General features: G+C 59.5%; 9 protein-coding genes and 1 pseudogene. 3 read left to right on the top strand and 7 right to left on the bottom strand.

The window, feature by feature from the left end; all coding sequences use genetic code 11:
- Positions 1 to 1,728 precede the first annotated feature (1,728 nt).
- Together cas1 and cas2 are read left to right on the top strand one after the other, a co-directional pair.
- Positions 1,729 to 2,309: pseudogene (gene cas1, locus CYJ22_RS10295) on the top strand (CRISPR-associated endonuclease Cas1); the annotation flags it as partial.
- Between the two features lie 338 nt (positions 2,310 to 2,647).
- Positions 2,648 to 2,866: a CRISPR-associated endonuclease Cas2 gene (cas2, locus tag CYJ22_RS06965; protein ID WP_243390473.1), complete on the top strand. Its 219-nt coding sequence runs from the start codon at positions 2,648 to 2,650 to the stop codon at positions 2,864 to 2,866.
- Positions 2,867 to 2,870: 4 nt separating this feature from the next.
- On the opposite strand, the gene CYJ22_RS06960 is transcribed toward cas2, so the two are convergent.
- From CYJ22_RS06960 to cas6, 7 genes are read right to left on the bottom strand one after another with little or no spacing between them, the layout of a single operon-like run.
- On the bottom strand, positions 2,871 to 5,303 hold the full coding sequence (locus CYJ22_RS06960) for a TIGR03986 family type III CRISPR-associated RAMP protein (protein WP_133124160.1): 2,433 nt from the start codon (positions 5,301 to 5,303) through the stop codon (positions 2,871 to 2,873).
- Positions 5,294 to 5,917 (bottom strand): hypothetical protein, encoded by a 624-nt coding sequence (locus CYJ22_RS06955; protein ID WP_207760521.1) that lies wholly within the window; start codon positions 5,915 to 5,917, stop codon positions 5,294 to 5,296. Before CYJ22_RS06955 ends, CYJ22_RS06960 begins: the two co-directional genes overlap by 10 nt.
- Positions 5,910 to 7,763 (bottom strand): RAMP superfamily CRISPR-associated protein, encoded by a 1,854-nt coding sequence (locus CYJ22_RS06950; protein ID WP_101602095.1) that lies wholly within the window; start codon positions 7,761 to 7,763, stop codon positions 5,910 to 5,912. Before CYJ22_RS06950 ends, CYJ22_RS06955 begins: the two co-directional genes overlap by 8 nt.
- Positions 7,760 to 9,778 (bottom strand): RAMP superfamily CRISPR-associated protein, encoded by a 2,019-nt coding sequence (locus CYJ22_RS06945; RefSeq protein ID WP_243390470.1) that lies wholly within the window; start codon positions 9,776 to 9,778, stop codon positions 7,760 to 7,762. Before CYJ22_RS06945 ends, CYJ22_RS06950 begins: the two co-directional genes overlap by 4 nt.
- Positions 9,775 to 11,814 carry a Cas10/Cmr2 second palm domain-containing protein gene (locus CYJ22_RS06940; RefSeq protein WP_101602094.1) on the bottom strand — a complete coding sequence of 680 codons (2,040 nt, stop codon included), beginning with the start codon at positions 11,812 to 11,814 and terminating at the stop codon, positions 9,775 to 9,777. The genes CYJ22_RS06945 and CYJ22_RS06940 overlap by 4 nt, the downstream gene beginning before the upstream one ends.
- Positions 11,815 to 11,827: 13 nt before the next feature.
- Positions 11,828 to 12,577, bottom strand: a complete 750-nt coding sequence (locus CYJ22_RS10110) for a hypothetical protein (protein ID WP_133124159.1) — start codon at positions 12,575 to 12,577, stop codon at positions 11,828 to 11,830.
- A 20-nt stretch (positions 12,578 to 12,597) separates the two neighbouring features.
- Complete coding sequence (gene cas6, locus CYJ22_RS06935) at positions 12,598 to 13,230, bottom strand: CRISPR system precrRNA processing endoribonuclease RAMP protein Cas6 (RefSeq protein WP_101602093.1); 633 nt, start codon at positions 13,228 to 13,230, stop codon at positions 12,598 to 12,600.
- A 590-nt stretch (positions 13,231 to 13,820) separates the two neighbouring features.
- On the opposite strand from cas6, the gene CYJ22_RS06930 reads away from it, so the two are divergent.
- Complete coding sequence (locus CYJ22_RS06930; protein ID WP_101602092.1) at positions 13,821 to 16,256, top strand: S8 family serine peptidase; 2,436 nt, start codon at positions 13,821 to 13,823, stop codon at positions 16,254 to 16,256.
- Positions 16,257 to 16,376: the final 120 nt, after the last annotated feature.

Here is a 16,376-nt window from a genome sequence, read left to right as displayed (position 1 = left end):
CCGCACTCGGATTCCGAAACCTCAACCACTACATCACCCGAGCACTCCTCGAAACCGGAGGATTCAGACCCCAACTACACCCTCAATTATGAAGAGCCCCTTATGACGCTGCGCGCTTTCTAACGGCGTATTGGGGCTACATCCAGACGTGTGTGCAGGTCGCGTCTTAATGCGCCTTATGGCGCTCGGTGCTTTCTAACCGTAGCTCTCACTTCTTCAAATGGACTCTGGGGCTACTTCGTCTTAATGCACCTCATGGCACTCGGCGCTTTCTAACGCCGGTCATTTCCCACACGTGGCGGGCGGTTTTGGCGGTCTTAATGCATCTTATGGCGCTCGGCGCTTTCTAACCAGCTCAAGAACACCACCATCTATGAGCTCCCTATCGCAACGTCTTAATGCGCCTTATGGCGCTCGGTGCTTTCTAACTAAGAACTTCAACGGATCGAAGGCTTACGTAGAGGAGTCTTAATGCACCTTATGGCGCTCGGTGCTTTCTAACCCGCTCCCGAAAAGTACAAGAAGATCACTGACAAGCTGTAGTCATAATGCGCCGTTTGTCGCTCGATGCTTTCTAACCGGCGAAACCGAAAAATACGTGCCAAAGATCATGAATGCGTCTTAATGTACCTTATGGCGCTCGGTGCTTTCTAACCTCCCACGAACCCACACGAGGAACAGTATTCCTCACGTCTTAATGCGCCTTATGGTGCTCGGTGCTTTCTAACTCGTGGAAGGTGATGGAACAGAGTGAGGGGCGCATGTCTTAATGTACCTTATGGCGCTCGGTGCTTTCTCACTTCAATCCGCGGGTCCAGGGTTCGAACCCCTGTGGAGGCACGTATTAATACACCTTATGGCGCTCGGTGCTTTCTAACTGCCCGGCGTGTCGCACTCCGCGACCAGGGGGAACGCCATGTCGGATCGCCAGTGGTCGAAAAAGCACCCCTCCGACCGGCAAGCACAAGGGTAGGATATCAGACCTTTCGTTGCGCCTACATGCATCGCCGCGGACCGTATGCGGGGCCGGTGACGCCCCGGAAATCGCCGCCGTTACCGGCGTGTTGTTCCACCATCACACTTTACAGTTGGAGAGTAACAGCAAGGTTGTTGACTGGAAGGACAGACAATGACGACACTTGCCGCGGCCTCGTTCCTAAGAGAAGCAATCACCACCGAGGCCCTCACTCGCGCCAGACGCCGACTCCTCACAGCAGAGCCCAACCCCACCAGAGCGAACACCCCCACGTCGGGGAGCCCCACCGATGACTAGCTCCGCGTCCTTGCCGCCAGCGACTGGGCACCGCCACGCATGACTGCACTTCGACGCGAACACTCTCGCGACAGCTGACAGCGTCACCGCGCACTCCTGGACGAATCGGCGCGCGAAACCCTCGAACGCCGGCTCGCCGCAGAACGCCCCCACGGCACCTACGACGACACGCGAGCAGGACACGACGCCTTCAGTAGGGGAGTCTCCGACGACTACGACCACGGCAACCACCACCTCGCGCGAGCCTCCCTCCGCCCAGCCGACCCAGGCCTCGTGACCCGAGCGGGCCTGTCAGCGCTGGCCCTGCCCGGCACCGACGCGCCCATCATCGACGAGTTCGCCCAGGCCTCGACACCAACCCGATCGTGAGTGTCCTTGCCGACGCGGCCCTGCTCGACCTTGACAGGTACGCCACGGGGCGAGGCCTGCGTTACTCGCGCGTCGGAACCACCCTCATGCTCGCGGCACCAACCAAGCAACGCCTGACCGACGCGATCGACACCATCGCGGCCGTGGCCATCAACACGGGCGCGCGCGTCACCGACCTGACGGCCCAATATATTGACGATGAGAAAGCACTCGCCAGCGTCGGCATCGACCTGTGGACCACCCGGCCCAGCGACGATTCCACAGGCCACGCCGGCCGCATCTTCTACGTCGGCCGAGACGGCGCACACATCCACGTCAAAGCGGGCCGCATCATCGTCGACGCGACCGCGCGTATGTACGCCTGGCGGCGCTCCCTCGCAAGCGTGCGCACCCTCGACGAAATCATGGGCATCGAAGGCGCGTGCTCCAACGCCTACTTCGACGCGCTCGCCGTGGCGTGCCCGCCGACGTCACTTTTAACGGGCGCAGTCGACGTTCACCCCGCGAGCTGCCCAACGCTGCCCTGTCCTACGGGTACGTGATCCTCCTGTCCGAATGCATCGGCGCGCTGCACGCCGCTGGGCTCGAACCATCCCTCGGGATCGCACACGCGCCCACCGACAAGCGGCCCAGCCTGGCGCTGGACCTCATGGAACAGTTCCGCCCACTCCTGGTCGACCAGACCGTCATGGCGCTCCTGCGCACGCGCAAACTTCGACCCGAACACGGGGCGTTCTCGAGGCCGAGGCCGGGGAAGGGTGGCTGGGCGCCGACGGCAAGAAAATCCTCGTCGACGCGTACGAGGCCTGTGCTCAGCGGTCCGTCACCGGCACCCTGCCCGGATACTCGGGGTCGTGGCGCAGACACATCACCCACTCCGCGCAGATGCTGGCGCGCGCCATCGCCGAACCCGATTACCAGTGGAGCGGGGTCGCCTGGCGATGATCTACATCATTACCAGGCGACGTCGCCGACAATAAACGCCGACTCCGCGTCGCCAAAACACTGGAATCCTGGGGCTACCGCATCCAAGAATCCGTATTCCAACTCCGCCTCGACATCGCCATGCTCGCGCGCGTGCGTGCCCGGCTCGTCGCCCTCATCTCAGACGCCGAAGACGTCATCCACATCTACCCCATATGCTCATCCTCCGCCGACCGCGTCGACATGCTCGGCGCAGCCATAGCGCTAGATGATGTGGGGTTGTGCCGGGGAGTGTGGTGAGGGGCTAGTCGCGCGGTCCGCGTTTTCGGTGCCTGCGAGTACCAGACTTGTCGCGCTGGGTATCAATGGAAGTAGATGCGTTGTGCTGAGTGTCTATGTCCGTGCGACGGTCCTTCTTTCTATGTTTTCCTTGATTCTTCCTGGATTTGTCGGATGAATGGACTTCTTTACCTGATTTCTGGGCGTTCTTGTGGCTACGTTCTGTCTTCACTTCCCTCAAGAAGACTTCTGGGGCTGTCGCGGAATCTTCAATCCAAAGGGACTGAGGGGAGCGTCCTGCGAGCCATTTCTTATTGTCAAAATACTTCGGACTCCCATCGCTATTAGTTGCATTATTTGCTTTGTTCTCTTCAAGACTGACATATCTGACAGGTACGTCAGTGTCTTCAAATCCGTAAGCTGCTCTTTGGAAGGCGCGAACACAAGGAAGCTTCGACGAATCTCCTATCTCGCTGTATTGAAGCAGTGTTGGATCATCTACCTCTTTGTAGTGAGTCCCGAGAACGTTGTTGAGCTCCTTGTAACCCGATGTAATGTCTTGTGTCTTCTCAAGATGCAAGCTGTTTGTAACGATTCTTGCCTCGACGAGTCCGAGGCCGAGGGGTTTTCCGATTCCTAGCTTGTGATAACCGATCTCTGAACAGCCTTCGGGGGATAGGTTCTTTGGAATTAGTGGCCACAGGAGAAAAGCAAGTTCCTTGGGAGAAATATCTTCAAAATGAACCCTGCATGCGAAAACGCTTCCTTGTTTGATCCATGATCGCACATGAAGTTGAAGGGATTCGTTTGTCTTCAGATCGCCGCCACTAGTGCTGAACTTTTCGATGATCTTATCAAGGGGCTGTCCGATGCAGGAGCGATGTGTTGGGTATGTTGCTTCGCCCAGCGAAGAATAGTCCGGATCGTAGAGTTGGTCTCGGCGCGTGTTTTTACGAGGTGGATCGGGGAAGTTCTCCTTGGGAACCAGAAAGCGACGACCGCTGCTGGGCTTGGGGCTAAGTAGTGGAGGAAGTGTTACGTAGGCTTGTCCATCGGTCGGTACTGCGATGGAACAATCCAATGTTGAGACGGGGCCGATCTGAACACGCCCGCGTAGCGAGGTGCTGCTCTCATTGTCGTTACCGACGAAACCGAAGAGTCTGTCGGCAGCTGAGGCCTCCTTAAGTGTTCTAGCTGGATTGACGCCATCTGCCTCTGCCAGGGTGCTGGGCGCGTGTGAATAAGCGTGTCGTCCAACGCTAATTGGGATCAATTCCAAAATGGTGTCGCTTGTATCCATTGAGGCATATGCGAGGGTTCCTACTGTAATCCTGTCGTTATCAAGTCCCCCGCTCGAGTAGACATTATGTCTCGTCAGCTCCTCACCATTGCGTTTGTTTCGAGCATCGGTTTCGTCTTGTATGGCGCGGTATGACCGAAGTGTTGCTATGTAAGCCTCTGCTACTGATGTGGAGCACACTACACTGTTTGTCGAGTTGTTGCTTGTCTGGCTCAAATCCTGCTCTGGCTTGATGAAAATTTTTTCAGACCATTTCTTCTTTCCCCACTTATTCCCGAAATTTGTTTTGTTTTCTTGTAGCATTTCGCGCGGCGTGGTCAAATATAGGTATCCTTCGAATTTCTGAGATTTCTTCGATTGCTGGTCGTTGGGACTCGTCTCTTTGTGCGTGCTTGTCTCTTTGTATGTGCCGAGAGATAAGGTGAAGCTGCCATCTAATTTCGAGATTTTGCTTACAATCCATCGTGATTTAATTCGATAGGCCTTGAATCTGACTTCCTCGTGGTTCTTGAAGTGTTTGGTGATTCGTTTGCCGTTGTTGTGATTGTATTCAAATTTGCCGATTTCTATTTTTTTTCCTCCTATTTTCTTAGTCTCGGACAAAGCGGGAGAATTTTGGATCGGTATGAATGCTGGCTTATTGTCGTTGTGTCCGCCGCCGTCAAGGCGTTCGAAAGTGTACTGTCCGTCGGTATCGTCGATATTTGGTGCATGTGTGCATCGAACAGGGACCAGTGATATTGCTTGATTTGGTTGTGTGCGGTAAGTCAGTCGCGTGTTGTGTGTTTTTGTGTCGAACACCCGAAAGCGTGATGACGTAATTCTTTCGTAGGATGTGCTCAAAAGCCCCTTAATCATTGTTGGAGCAATATAGGGTTTTCCTTCGAGTTCCTGTACTTGAAGATAATGAAGGTCCTCTTCGGTTGTCTGTTGCCCGATAAGTAATGGTGAGTGGGCGGTCACTTGAAGATCAAAATAGCCGCTGAGTCTGTCAGAATGGAGGTGATCAAGGTGTGTTTGTATTCCCTCTTGATAAATCGCTTCGTTGTTTGTGGAATCGATCTTCCGTGCGTAGTCTGGTAGTCGCGGTATTCGGTTTACGCTTGAGTGAAATGCATGTTTCTCATACTTTTTTTTATTGCCCATCTTTAGTTCCACCTTCCCGTGAATAGCTGATCGACTACGATCGTGTTTCCGTACTTATCTTCTTCTTGGATGAACTCGAGTGCCGCCATGTGGCTGGCCCCGGTACCTTCACCGCTTTGGTCGGACTCGTTATCGGTGGAAGCCGGGTCGGGATTCGCCGTGCTCCTGCTAGAAGGAACGTGTTCCAGATACTGCACCGCATGCACCCAGCCTCTGTCGCCAGACCCCTTGCTTCCGTTTGTCTGTGAGCTGTCGGTGCCCGCGGTGACCCTCAGCTCGACAGCACCCACGCCGTTCGCCCAGCGGAATTCGTGAGCCAAATCCTCGTCGTCCGTGGGCTCGTGCCCCTGTAGCACGGGTACCCACAGGCGCAGCTCGAAGACCTTCGTAGGATCGAAGTGTCGCCCATCGATCGGCGTGATAGAGAGCTTCGGCGTCTCGGCGGGGGAGCACTTGTCGAATCCCAATACCGGCCAGGTCCCGTTCGTAGCGAACGCAAGGCCTTGAACGCTTGAGCCTGTTTCCCTGTTAACGTGCGTGAGGAACTCGCATAGCGAGGGCGTCTTGGCTGGGTCGGACTGTATCTGCGTGCGCGTTAGTGTTGCTTCCTTGCACAACTTACTCATGAGTGTCCTCCTCACCCTTTGATTCAGTGCTGTCTTTCTCTGTGGCGTCATCTAATCGCTTTGACCACTTCGGCGCGCCCTCAATGTCCTCCCGCAAATAATCCAGGACATTTCCTGCGAGCTTGCGCTGCGCGTCGTGTCGGTCCTGCGTCGGGCTGCTTGCTGCGGTTCCCGGGTGCTCCAGCGCTTGGTCGCCAAAGCGCTCCTTTGTTGGAATCTTGGCACCCTCGTGGGCACTGCCACGAATATCGATCGATGAGACGACGACTTGGCCCAGGCCTCGCGTTGATCGGCTACCCAGGGGGAGTGTGCCTGCCGCCAACTCGGCGAGCGCCAACCCGAGCAGCACGTAGGAGGCGTGAGCGTAGTCGGCGTCAGTAGCCTTCGACTGCTTGCCGTTGTCCGAACCATTCTCCGCCTCGTTGGTATTGGCAGGGTTGCCTTTGTCTTCCAGCGCCTTCTCCGCCTTGATGTTCTTCAAGAGGCGTCGCAGGTCAATATCAATCTGGATCGGCTCCCATTCGGTGCCCAGGTAGACGGCCTCAGTGAAGAGACCACCGTCGATCACGCCACCCGTCCAACGGTCGATCGCGTTGTGAGTGACCTCGACGCGCGTGCCGCGCTCTATCGATCGACAGTCGTGGACGGTGACCGCGCCCCGGTAATCGGTGCAACCAAACATGTATCGCACGAGGTTCGGCTCATGGGCGATCTGCTCGTGGATGTCGTGCGATGCGAGGGGTTCTAGATCGCCGCGTGCCGCGAGGACCGTCCGCGCGATGCGCGAGGCCCGTGAGCGCAGTGCACCGCGAATCGAGGTTCCCGGGATAAGGAGTTGGGCCTCGTCCCAGGGGACAGATGGATCACGGAGGGGCTCTGTCACTCCGTTGGCGGAGGAGTCTTTCTTCTGAGCCTCGTCCTTGCGCTGCTTCGTCAGCTTTTCGTCCTCGGCAATGAAAATACCGGTGGGTGACCACCACTCGATGGTGATGCGCGCGGGTTCCTCCAGGGTCCAGCCTCCCAGTTCGAGGGGGAGCGAGGTCCCTTCCTCGTCCTGACCGATGAGCGCGTTGAGAATGTCCGCCGGTGTAGTCAGCGTACCGGCATCGGTCGTCCCACTGAGGCGGCGGAGTTTCGGCTCATTGACACGGATCTTTCCCTGCCCGGAACCGGTGCGCCCGCCGAGGCATATAGCACCGGAATTCAGGACATTAACGATGAACTCGAGGAGCTTCTTGACGGTGTCGGAGGACGCGGGCCCTGGAATTCCATCCGACTGGTCGCGTTTCATCGTTTCGTCGTCGCGCCCCTCGGCGGTGATACGAATGTCGAACCTTGTTCCGCGGGGAAGGAACTCGTGCTCGTAGAGTGCTCCGTCCGAGGCGGCACCGGTCGTCCGGTCGATGCCGACGCCGTGACGCCTCGGCAAGGGGGATTGTCCCGAGTCGCTGTCCTTGTAATCCGGGAAGGATACCGCATGGAAGGTGAGCGCACTCTTCCTGATAGGGAGCGACGCATCACTTGGCAGCCCGCGATCATTGGCGGATCTACCAGTGTAGTCCGTGTCATCACCCCACAGGGACACCCAGCTGGCCTTCGAGAATACGCCTCCGTTCTGAGTCGCGGGATCCCCGGCACCCTTCAGCGCTTGGCGGGCGATGTCGCATGCTGCGCGCACGGCACCCCTGATGGAACGGCCGGGGATCGTCGGCTCGTTAAGGCCATTGCGGCAGAAGCGGATCACGGTTCCCTCTCCGTCGCGGTCGGGCACCTCGTCCACACCGCCGATGTGGAGCTCTGACGTCAGCTCGACTGGGATAGTGAGCTCATAGCGTGTGAATGTCACTTCTCTTCGCCTCCTTCAGGCGTCTCCTCGCACACAAAGTGCTTGAGCTTCGCTTTCGTGACCTCAATGGATTCGATGCTGAGAAGGGGGTGATCGACGACGAAGCGGCCGTAGCCCTGCGCCGTCAGCTCGCCCACTCCAAAGGGGGCGAGCTCCAGGAGCTTGGCGTGGTTCTCATCATTGGCGCTCACCTGGATGACGGAACCTGCCTGAATGGCCAGCCGAGTCGCGCGCGGCCCGTTGTCCGCAGGCGACCACGAGTCGACGCGCCGATGTCGGATTGAAGCGGCCTTTATCGACCCGAGATCGACGCCCTCGCGCTTGAATGCGCGAATGAGGTCGTCGACGGTCCCTCCGGCCCCGAGCCCAGCGGAACGGGCGATCACGTCGGAGATGAACCACAGGGAGACTGTCTGATCATCTGACGAGGCCGGGGCGGACTCTCCGGGTGCCGTCCCGTCGGCGGAGGCGTCGCCCGTGGGCTGCGCGCTTCCAGCGTTACCGAAGTGGCTGTGTGCCTTCCGCTCATCATCATTCTCTTCACGCAGCGTGCAGTGGGCGGACCCGAAGGTGCCCGTGAGCTTGCGCGACCCGAGCCGGGCCACGCGTGGCTCGTTGAAAAGATTGGAGACAGAGGCGGCGTTCCAGAGCTCATCCGACACCCAGACGTGCGCGCGCATTTTCAGGCCTTTGGGCAGTGCGTCGACGAGGACTAGTTGGCCCTTGCTGGCGGCGCCCGTTTCGTGGTTGATGGCGGTCGTCTGTCGCCCGCGCAGCGGCGGCTTACCGTACCAGCCCTGAGGCTTCTCGCTGTCGCCTCCCTTCGGGGCAAAGAAGACATATCCACCGCGAACGGGGATCCCAGCCGTATTATCGGAGGAATCGCCGTACAAAGTGACGGTCGAGTCCGAGGTCGGCGTCTTGTCCTTATTGAGCGTGAGGGGAACGGGGAGTCCCTCTGTTTCACTGATGACGGGCAGCGCGTCCGAGACAAACAGGTGGCCGCCGGTCACGGCGTTGGTAATGACCGCCTCATCCTCTCCGTGCTTCTCTGACGACACCAGCCGGTGCAGCCAGGGGAGCAGCACTGTTCCGCGCAGGAAGTCCAAGGATCGGATTTCGTTCGAGAATGGGACCTCGTAGGACACGATGGGCGAGTTGAGCGTGAGGTCGAGAATCAGGTGGTGTCCGTCGCCGTGCTGAGCTGCGGAACCGTCGACGGTCCCGACCTGGTGTTGTGCGCCCTCCTGCCGAGGGCCGGGGAGTGCATTGACATTGACATTGTCTTCCGTGAAAGCCTGTGCCAGGCTCTTAAGAGTCCCTCTCAGCACCTGTGCCTGGTCGGACGCGTATGCGACGAACGCAGACGTGGACTGCCTGACGCGCGCCTCAACCTCGTCGCCTGACACGAGGACCGTGCACTCGCCATCACCTCCGCTGCGGCCCGAGCCGATGCCTCGGACCATGAGCCCAGCGACCCCCAGGAGGAAGTGTGCCGCATCGATCGTATGTTGATCAGAGATCTCAGCCCCGGCCTCGTCGATGAGCGTGAACGTGCCCGTGAGGACGCCGGCCGCCGCGCGCTCCGTGAAGCGCAGGAACTGGTCGCGCGCCGTCCCCGTCTGTGGGTCGATGGAGAGGGACACCGTGTCGTGAATTGGGATTTCCGAGGCCGGGGTCGCGTCCGAGAAGAGAACGTGACGCGGGTGGGGAGTTGAGCTCGGCTCGCTGTTAGGGTCCTGGCCGAAGAGCCACAGGGCAAAGTTGGTCCACTTGCCCTTCTTATTCCCCTTCTTTGGCCCGTCGAGGGCCCGCGCCGCCAGCATTGCCTGCTCGCGCAGAACACCCGTGATGACCGTGCCGCGCACGACCGGCTTGTTGTTGCTTCGCTCAATTTTTGAGTGCGTGCGCCCTGCGTGGCCCACGCCCGTGGACACGCCCCAGTCGGACGTGAACACGATGGTGACATGACCGCTTGCGGGGGTGATGCTACTCGTCGTGTTTTCAGCGCTCACTTGGTACCTCCTGCGGTGGTCGCGCCTGACGCTTCGTCGCAAGCTATCTGTCCGTTGGTGTCTCGGGCTATCCGGCAAGCGATATACCCGTCAGGCAAGTTCTCGGACAGGTCGATGAGGTCCAGGAGCCATCGCACCTGCTCGATGCAATCCTCAGTGTGCTCGTCGGGATCGTCGAGGCGCGTCTTCGAGGGCAAGGGCCCCAACGCATTCATGAGTGCCTTCGTGCCCCGCGCGTTCTCCTGTGCATCCTTCCATTCGATGCGGATCGCGCAAATCGGGTGGTCGCAGCGCTTCGTTATCCTCTTCGCGTCGTCTGATTTTTGTTTGTCGTTGTCGATCTGCTCCTGCGTCGCGAACGCTTCTTTGTTGCCCTTCAGGACGACATACCCGAGACACTTGGATCGCGCTGCATCATCCTTGGGAACATTGACATAGTCGGCGAGGAGTTTGACAATGCGGTTCGCGCGGGCACGATGGAATGGATCGCCGGTGGTCTGCGTGGGGTCGTCCGGTTTCATGCCGTCGAAGGCTGCGACCGCCTGAAGGATGCGCGCCCAGGAGAACAACGGCTGCGGCGTCGTGGTGGGTGTTTCCTCGGACGAGGTTGTGGTCGCGTCCCCGAGCCGCTCCGGCGCGTAGTGGCCGACCAAGAAGGGGCGCTGCGCGCGGCCCTTGTACTCGTCCAAGGTCTCGTCCGGGTCGAGGACCGTCGTGTCGCGCAGCACGTGGAAGTCGATCGTCGAGCAGGGGACTGTTTCCTTCTTTTTACCGAGCTTCTTCCCGCGCGACACCAGGCCTTCAGCCAGATCGTAGGCTATATGGAATGGGAAGTTGCGGCCCACGATGGCCACACCCGCCGAGGCCGTGAGGGGTCCGGGCTTCTTCGCACCCGCGACGACCGCGAGCTGTTTGAGCAGCTCGTCCTTCTCCGTGAGCTCCTCGTAATGGCGGATGTAGGCCTCGGCGAAGGGTATTGCGTAGCGTCCGTCCGTGTAGACCGTGACATCGTCGCCACCGACGAGGACGGGCACAATGGGAACGACTGTATCTGGCGTCAGTTCCTGAACGTCGTACCACGACAGTGCGATGGCGTCCTTCACGGTCTTGTCGAGGCGCTCATTCACCACCATGATGAACGCTTGCAAAGCATCATTGGGCTCAGTGTGGACTTCATCAGCAGATATACGAACTCCAGCTTCTTGAGCCTTACTGTGTGCTGAACCGAGATCGCGCATGATCGCGCCAACGCCGTTACCGTCAATATGGACGACTCCGACCGACGATAACATGTTCTTGGCGTCCTCAGACTCCTCGCCGTCTTGGAACGCGGCTGCAAGCTTGGTTGGGTCGAGCTGGGGTTCTTGTTTGAGCTCCATTCCTTGCTTCGCAAGCCGCTCCTGCACATCGTCGACTTGCTGCTTTCGCGATGTCGACGCGAACGCGCGCTTCACGCGTGATGGGAGGGACAGGGGGGAGGACTCGTCGAAGATATTCGGCTGCAGGGACTCCTGAGAGAACTTCAGAGCGCCGAGCGATGCAGATGCGGGAAGAGCAGACTCTGATCCTCGTTCCAGGAACGGGAACTGCGGGAAACGAGCCGCCGCTGGTCGGCGGTTCAGTGAGTACTCACTGAAGGCTCGGTCGAGTTTCTCGAGGTCCTTCGCTTCGAGGGCGCCGGGCGCTGCTGGGATGAAGACTCCCGTGACGTCGAGGCCCGGGGCGTCAGTCAGTGCACGGAGCGTGACCACTCGGATCAGTTGTTTGGCTAGATTCTCCGGATTGCCGTCAGATTTAGTGAATCGGACGATCACCTTACCCGAGGAATCTGATACCCAGAAGGTGGCCGGGAGGGTCTTAATTCCTTTCTCGCTGGTAGACATGGAAGGAAGCTTCATATCAAACGCGGCTTCCTTCACCCAGCGGGACAGCAGCGTGATCTCGAAGGAAGCGCCGATCTGTTCCCGCAGGCGGGGCGAGGAGAAGATGAAGGGCTGATTGCTGTTCGTCTGCAGCATGACGAGGTAACTTGTCATGGTTGGCTTCTCCCTAGTCTCCATTGCGCGGGGGAAGTGTTATCAGGAGTGAGAAGACGTCTGTCATCATCCGCCCAATTTGGTTGACAACGACAGTAAAAGGACGTTGGAATGGATCGCGTTGTTCATCTGTGTCCAGTGATCCGGGAGGGCAGAGGGTGATCAGTCCGGTAATATCCTGCCGTGACTCAAGTGCTTCTTTTGTGGTGCCACTATTTCCGATTGAGTCAAGTGTGTCTAGTAGTAGATCAGTTTGTTTCTCGTTGAGGATGTGCTTTTTTCTGCCGTCAGACAGTGTCTTTGAATCCAGGAACTTATTGCTAAAGCATAGAATGACTAGATCGTATTTTGTGAATTGTTCGTAATTGTAATTATATTCCTGATTATCTGGAGTTATGTTGGTAGATTGGTTTGTGATCTTATCCTTATTTAGTAGTTGCGAGTAGTATAGCTGTTCCTCAACGTTGTAGCATTCTTCTTTCTCTCCGATGAGGAGGATTGTTTTATTCTTGAGTCCGTAATCAATGCGGCCTTTGAGTTTAAGTAACCCTTTGCCGACTGTTTCAACAATGAAGTATCCGGGAATTAGTGAAAAGAGTGTGTAGGAGAGGGGAAACAGAAACTGGTTTGCTATATCTTTGCATTCGTTGTTGATTAATAGTCCGCCAACAAGGAGAACGATTGCGATGCAGAAAAGACCTATACAGATCAAGATCCGGGTGGTATTGCGCTTGGGGGAGTGTTGTACGCTCTTTTGATTCATGGTGGAAAATCCTGTGTTGATTATGCGGCCACAGCGTCTATGACGCCCATGCCGTAGCTCGTGTGCGAGCCGACGTTCGTGTATGCGGACAGTGCCATCAGGCGCGAGAAAATGCGGGTCGCTTCGGCGCCTTCGACGCCGCTGATGCGCAGGTAGCCCTCGTGGGCTGGGATGCGCTGGGAGCTCAGGCGGCCCTGGCCGCCGCCGCGTGGTATCGCCAGAGACACCATGGATGAGCGCGTGAAATCCTGGGTCGCCAACACGCTCGCCATGGCATGGCGGTCAATCCGTGGGGGAGCGAGCCTTCGATTCCAGGCCCACCAGCGCTGCTGCAAGCTTGTCGCAATCGTCGCCGGAGACAGGCTTGGTACGTGATTCCCCTTCGATGAAAAAGTTGTTGGCGTGACAAGGCGTATTTCCCACGCGGTGTCCTGGTCTCGCTCCGCTAGCTCTTCCCATGAAGCCTGGCTGATGATCTGTCCCTCGGATGCGATCAACACTGCGTCATCTGGGGTGCCCGCCCCGAGGCGCATCACTCCACCCCACGACAGCCATGCATCCAGCGTGTCAATCAGTCGGTCGTCCAAGAAGCGCACCTCGACGCCGAATGTCGACTCCGAATGGCTCAGCTCGCCGAGCGAATAGGGCTTCACTCCACCCGACCCGTGAACCGGCCGGTGGGCCAGCGTCGGAAACTGTGCTGCCCGCGTCGGGCTGATGCCCGGCGGTAAGTCCAGAACCGCCGACAGGGCGGCATGTAGCCTTCGTGGTGTCGCTGGCACTCCCTCGGGCGCGTCAAAGCGAACGTAGACGGATGCTGGCAACGGTGCCTCCCATCACTCGCGTGTGACTGTCGTCTCCGACCGTAACACAGCTGTTCGGATGGGTCATGCGCAACTGTCAAGTTGTCTGGCAAATCAAAAAATACAAGATAAATAGCGGCGAGCCCTTGTTCAGACAATTAAATTAATCGCTAGGTATTTTTCAACTCTTCAAACTGTCTAATTGATTGGCGGGTCGATTTCAGTCGGTCAATGGAGGGTGTGTGGAGAGGGGCGTGGTGGAAGGGTGTGATTGTCGCTCATGTGTCAACCTCTCCATTCCTTCACCAAAAGGTCAAGGATTCTTAAATTGTGAAACCCTCTAGGAGGTTAGTGACAAACCTTGAGACGATGGAGCAATGGCGTGCCATCCGGAAAGTGCCGGAGACGCGTCCCCATCCGTACAGAAACGAGGAACAATGATGCATCAACGCTCATGGAGGACCCTCATCGCGGGAGGAGCCGCGCTCGCCGTCGGCGTCACGCTCACCGCGTTCGGCGCCCCCGCCCACGCGGTCGGCGTCCCGGGGATCACCTCCGAGGCTCGCGCCCAGGACGAGGTCATGAACTACGCGGTCAACCTGCCTGCTGACGCCTCCCACTACGACTTCAACGCGGCCGTCTCCAAGGCCTCGGAAAATGGCGTCGTCCTGGCCCAGTACCCAGAATTCAACACCTTCTTCGTCCAGTCGGTGAAGGCCGCCTTCGCGCCGACGCTCGGCAAGAGCCTCGTCGACGCCGGCATCTCCTACCAGTCGATCGGCCCCACCCGCTACAAGACGGTCACCGGCTCCGAGGTGCGCACCGAGCAGCCGCAGACCACCGCGTCCGAGGCCAACGCCGTCGCTGACGCCGCGGGCACCCGCTCGACCGGCCTGTCCGCCGACTCCCAGCTCAACGACTTCACCCCCGACGAGGGCGACGCTAACGCCTGGGGCCTGGCCGCCGTCGGTGCCCTCGAGGCCCAGCAGGTCGACGTCCCCCTCGAGAAGGTCACCGTCGGCGTCATGGACACCGGCATCGACCCCGACCACAAGGACCTCAAGGAACACCTGGACGCCTCGCGTTCCGTGGGCTGCCAGATCAACGGCATCCCCAGCCAGAACCCCGCGGACTGGAAGGATGACCACTACCACGGCACGCACGTCGCCGGTACCATCGCCGCCGCGCACAATGCCTACGGCGTGGACGGCGTCGCCCCCAGCGCCACGATCGTCGCGATCAAGACCTCGAACGAGGCCGGCTCCTTCTACCCCGAGTACGTGGCCTGCGCCTTCGACTGGGCTGCCGAGCACGACATCGACGTGACGAACTCCAGCTACTACATGGACCCCTACGCCTTCTGGATGCCCACCGAGGGCTCCCAGGCCGCGGGCCTCGAGGCTGCCTCGCGCGCGATCCGCTACGCGAAGAACCATGGCGTCGTCAACATCGCCGCCGAGGGTAACGACAACGACGACCACGACAACCCGACGATTGACAAGGCCTCGCCCAACGACGTCGAGGGCGCCGCGGTCGAGCGCAACGTGGCCGGCGGCATCGACGTGCCCGCCATGGTCAACGACTCGGTCGTCTCCGTGGCCTCCGTCGCCCTGCCCACCGGCACCGATCCCTCCATCGCGAAGCTCGAGCGTTCCAAGTTCTCCAACTACGGCAAGAACTCCGTGGACGTGGCCGCCCCCGGCTCGCGCATCTGGTCGACCCTGCCGACCTGGAAGAAGGATCCGCCCTTCGGTTACCTGTCCGGCACCTCGATGGCCTCCCCGCACGCTGCGGGCGTGGCCGCGCTGATCAAGCAGATCCACCCGGACTACACGCCCGACCAGACGATCGCCCTGCTCAAGAAGCAGGCCGGCTACACCTACGACCGCCTCGCTGCACCCGAGGACGGTAAGGAATACCGCGGCGCTGGCCTCGTCAACGCCCTGGCCGCCGTCCTCAAGGACCAGCCGCAGCCCGTCCTCGGCAGCGTCGAGTACTCCCACGACGGAGTCACCGACTGGCGTCCGCTGGCCGACGCGTCTGTCTCGGGTACCGTCTACGTGCGCACCACGGTCTCCGGCCCCGTCACCAAGGCCTCTCTGAAGGTCGGCGACAAGGAAGCCGTGACCGGTACCGGCACGGGCGCCTTCGAGGGTAACGAGGTCACGCTCGTGGCTGGCCCCTACAACGCGACCGACCTGATCGGCGACGCCTCCCACGTTGAGGTCACGGTTTCTGCCGAAGGCCGCAACAAGGACGCCCGCGCCGATGACGACGTCAAGGACTCGATCCACTTCCACGTGGATGAATCCCTGCGTGACGGCGGCGCCTGGACCAACAGCGCCGATGGCTGGAAGTACTGCTACAACGACGGCTACTGTGCCCGCAGCAAGTACGTCACCATCGATGGCTCCACCTACTACTTCAACGGCGACGCCGTGATGGCGACCGGCTGGGTCACCTTCGACGCGGCATGGCACTGGATGACCCCGTCCGGCCGCATGGCGACGGGCTGGACCAAGGTCGACGGCTCCTGGTACTACCTCGATCCCGCCACCGGCGCGATGGCCACCGGCTGGGTTGACGTCGACGGCTCCTGGTACTACCTGAACGCCTCGGGCGCGATGGCGACCGGCTGGGCCAACGTGAACGGTTCCTGGTACTACCTGAACACCTCGGGCGCGATGGCCACCGGCTGGACCGCCGTGAACGGCAAGTGGTACTACCTGACCGGCAACGGTGCGATGGCGATCGGCTGGGTCAATGACGGCGGCACCTGGTACTACCTCGATGCCTCCGGCAAGATGGTGACCGGCTGGGTCTCCATCGACGGTAAGCGCTACCACTTCGCGTCCTCGGGTGCCTGGCTCGGCTGAGCCTGAAGGGGACGAGGCCGGGGCTGGGACGCTCCGGCCTTGATCCCCGCGCTGAGCGCCTGATGCCGAGCGCACCTGACGTGACGCGCAACTGAAGACAAACAGGGGCGGGTCCGAACG

This window comes from Schaalia odontolytica, assembly GCF_002847525.1.
Taxonomy (GTDB): domain Bacteria; phylum Actinomycetota; class Actinomycetes; order Actinomycetales; family Actinomycetaceae; genus Pauljensenia; species Pauljensenia odontolytica_B.
This window is presented reverse-complemented; position numbering and strand designations above follow the sequence as displayed.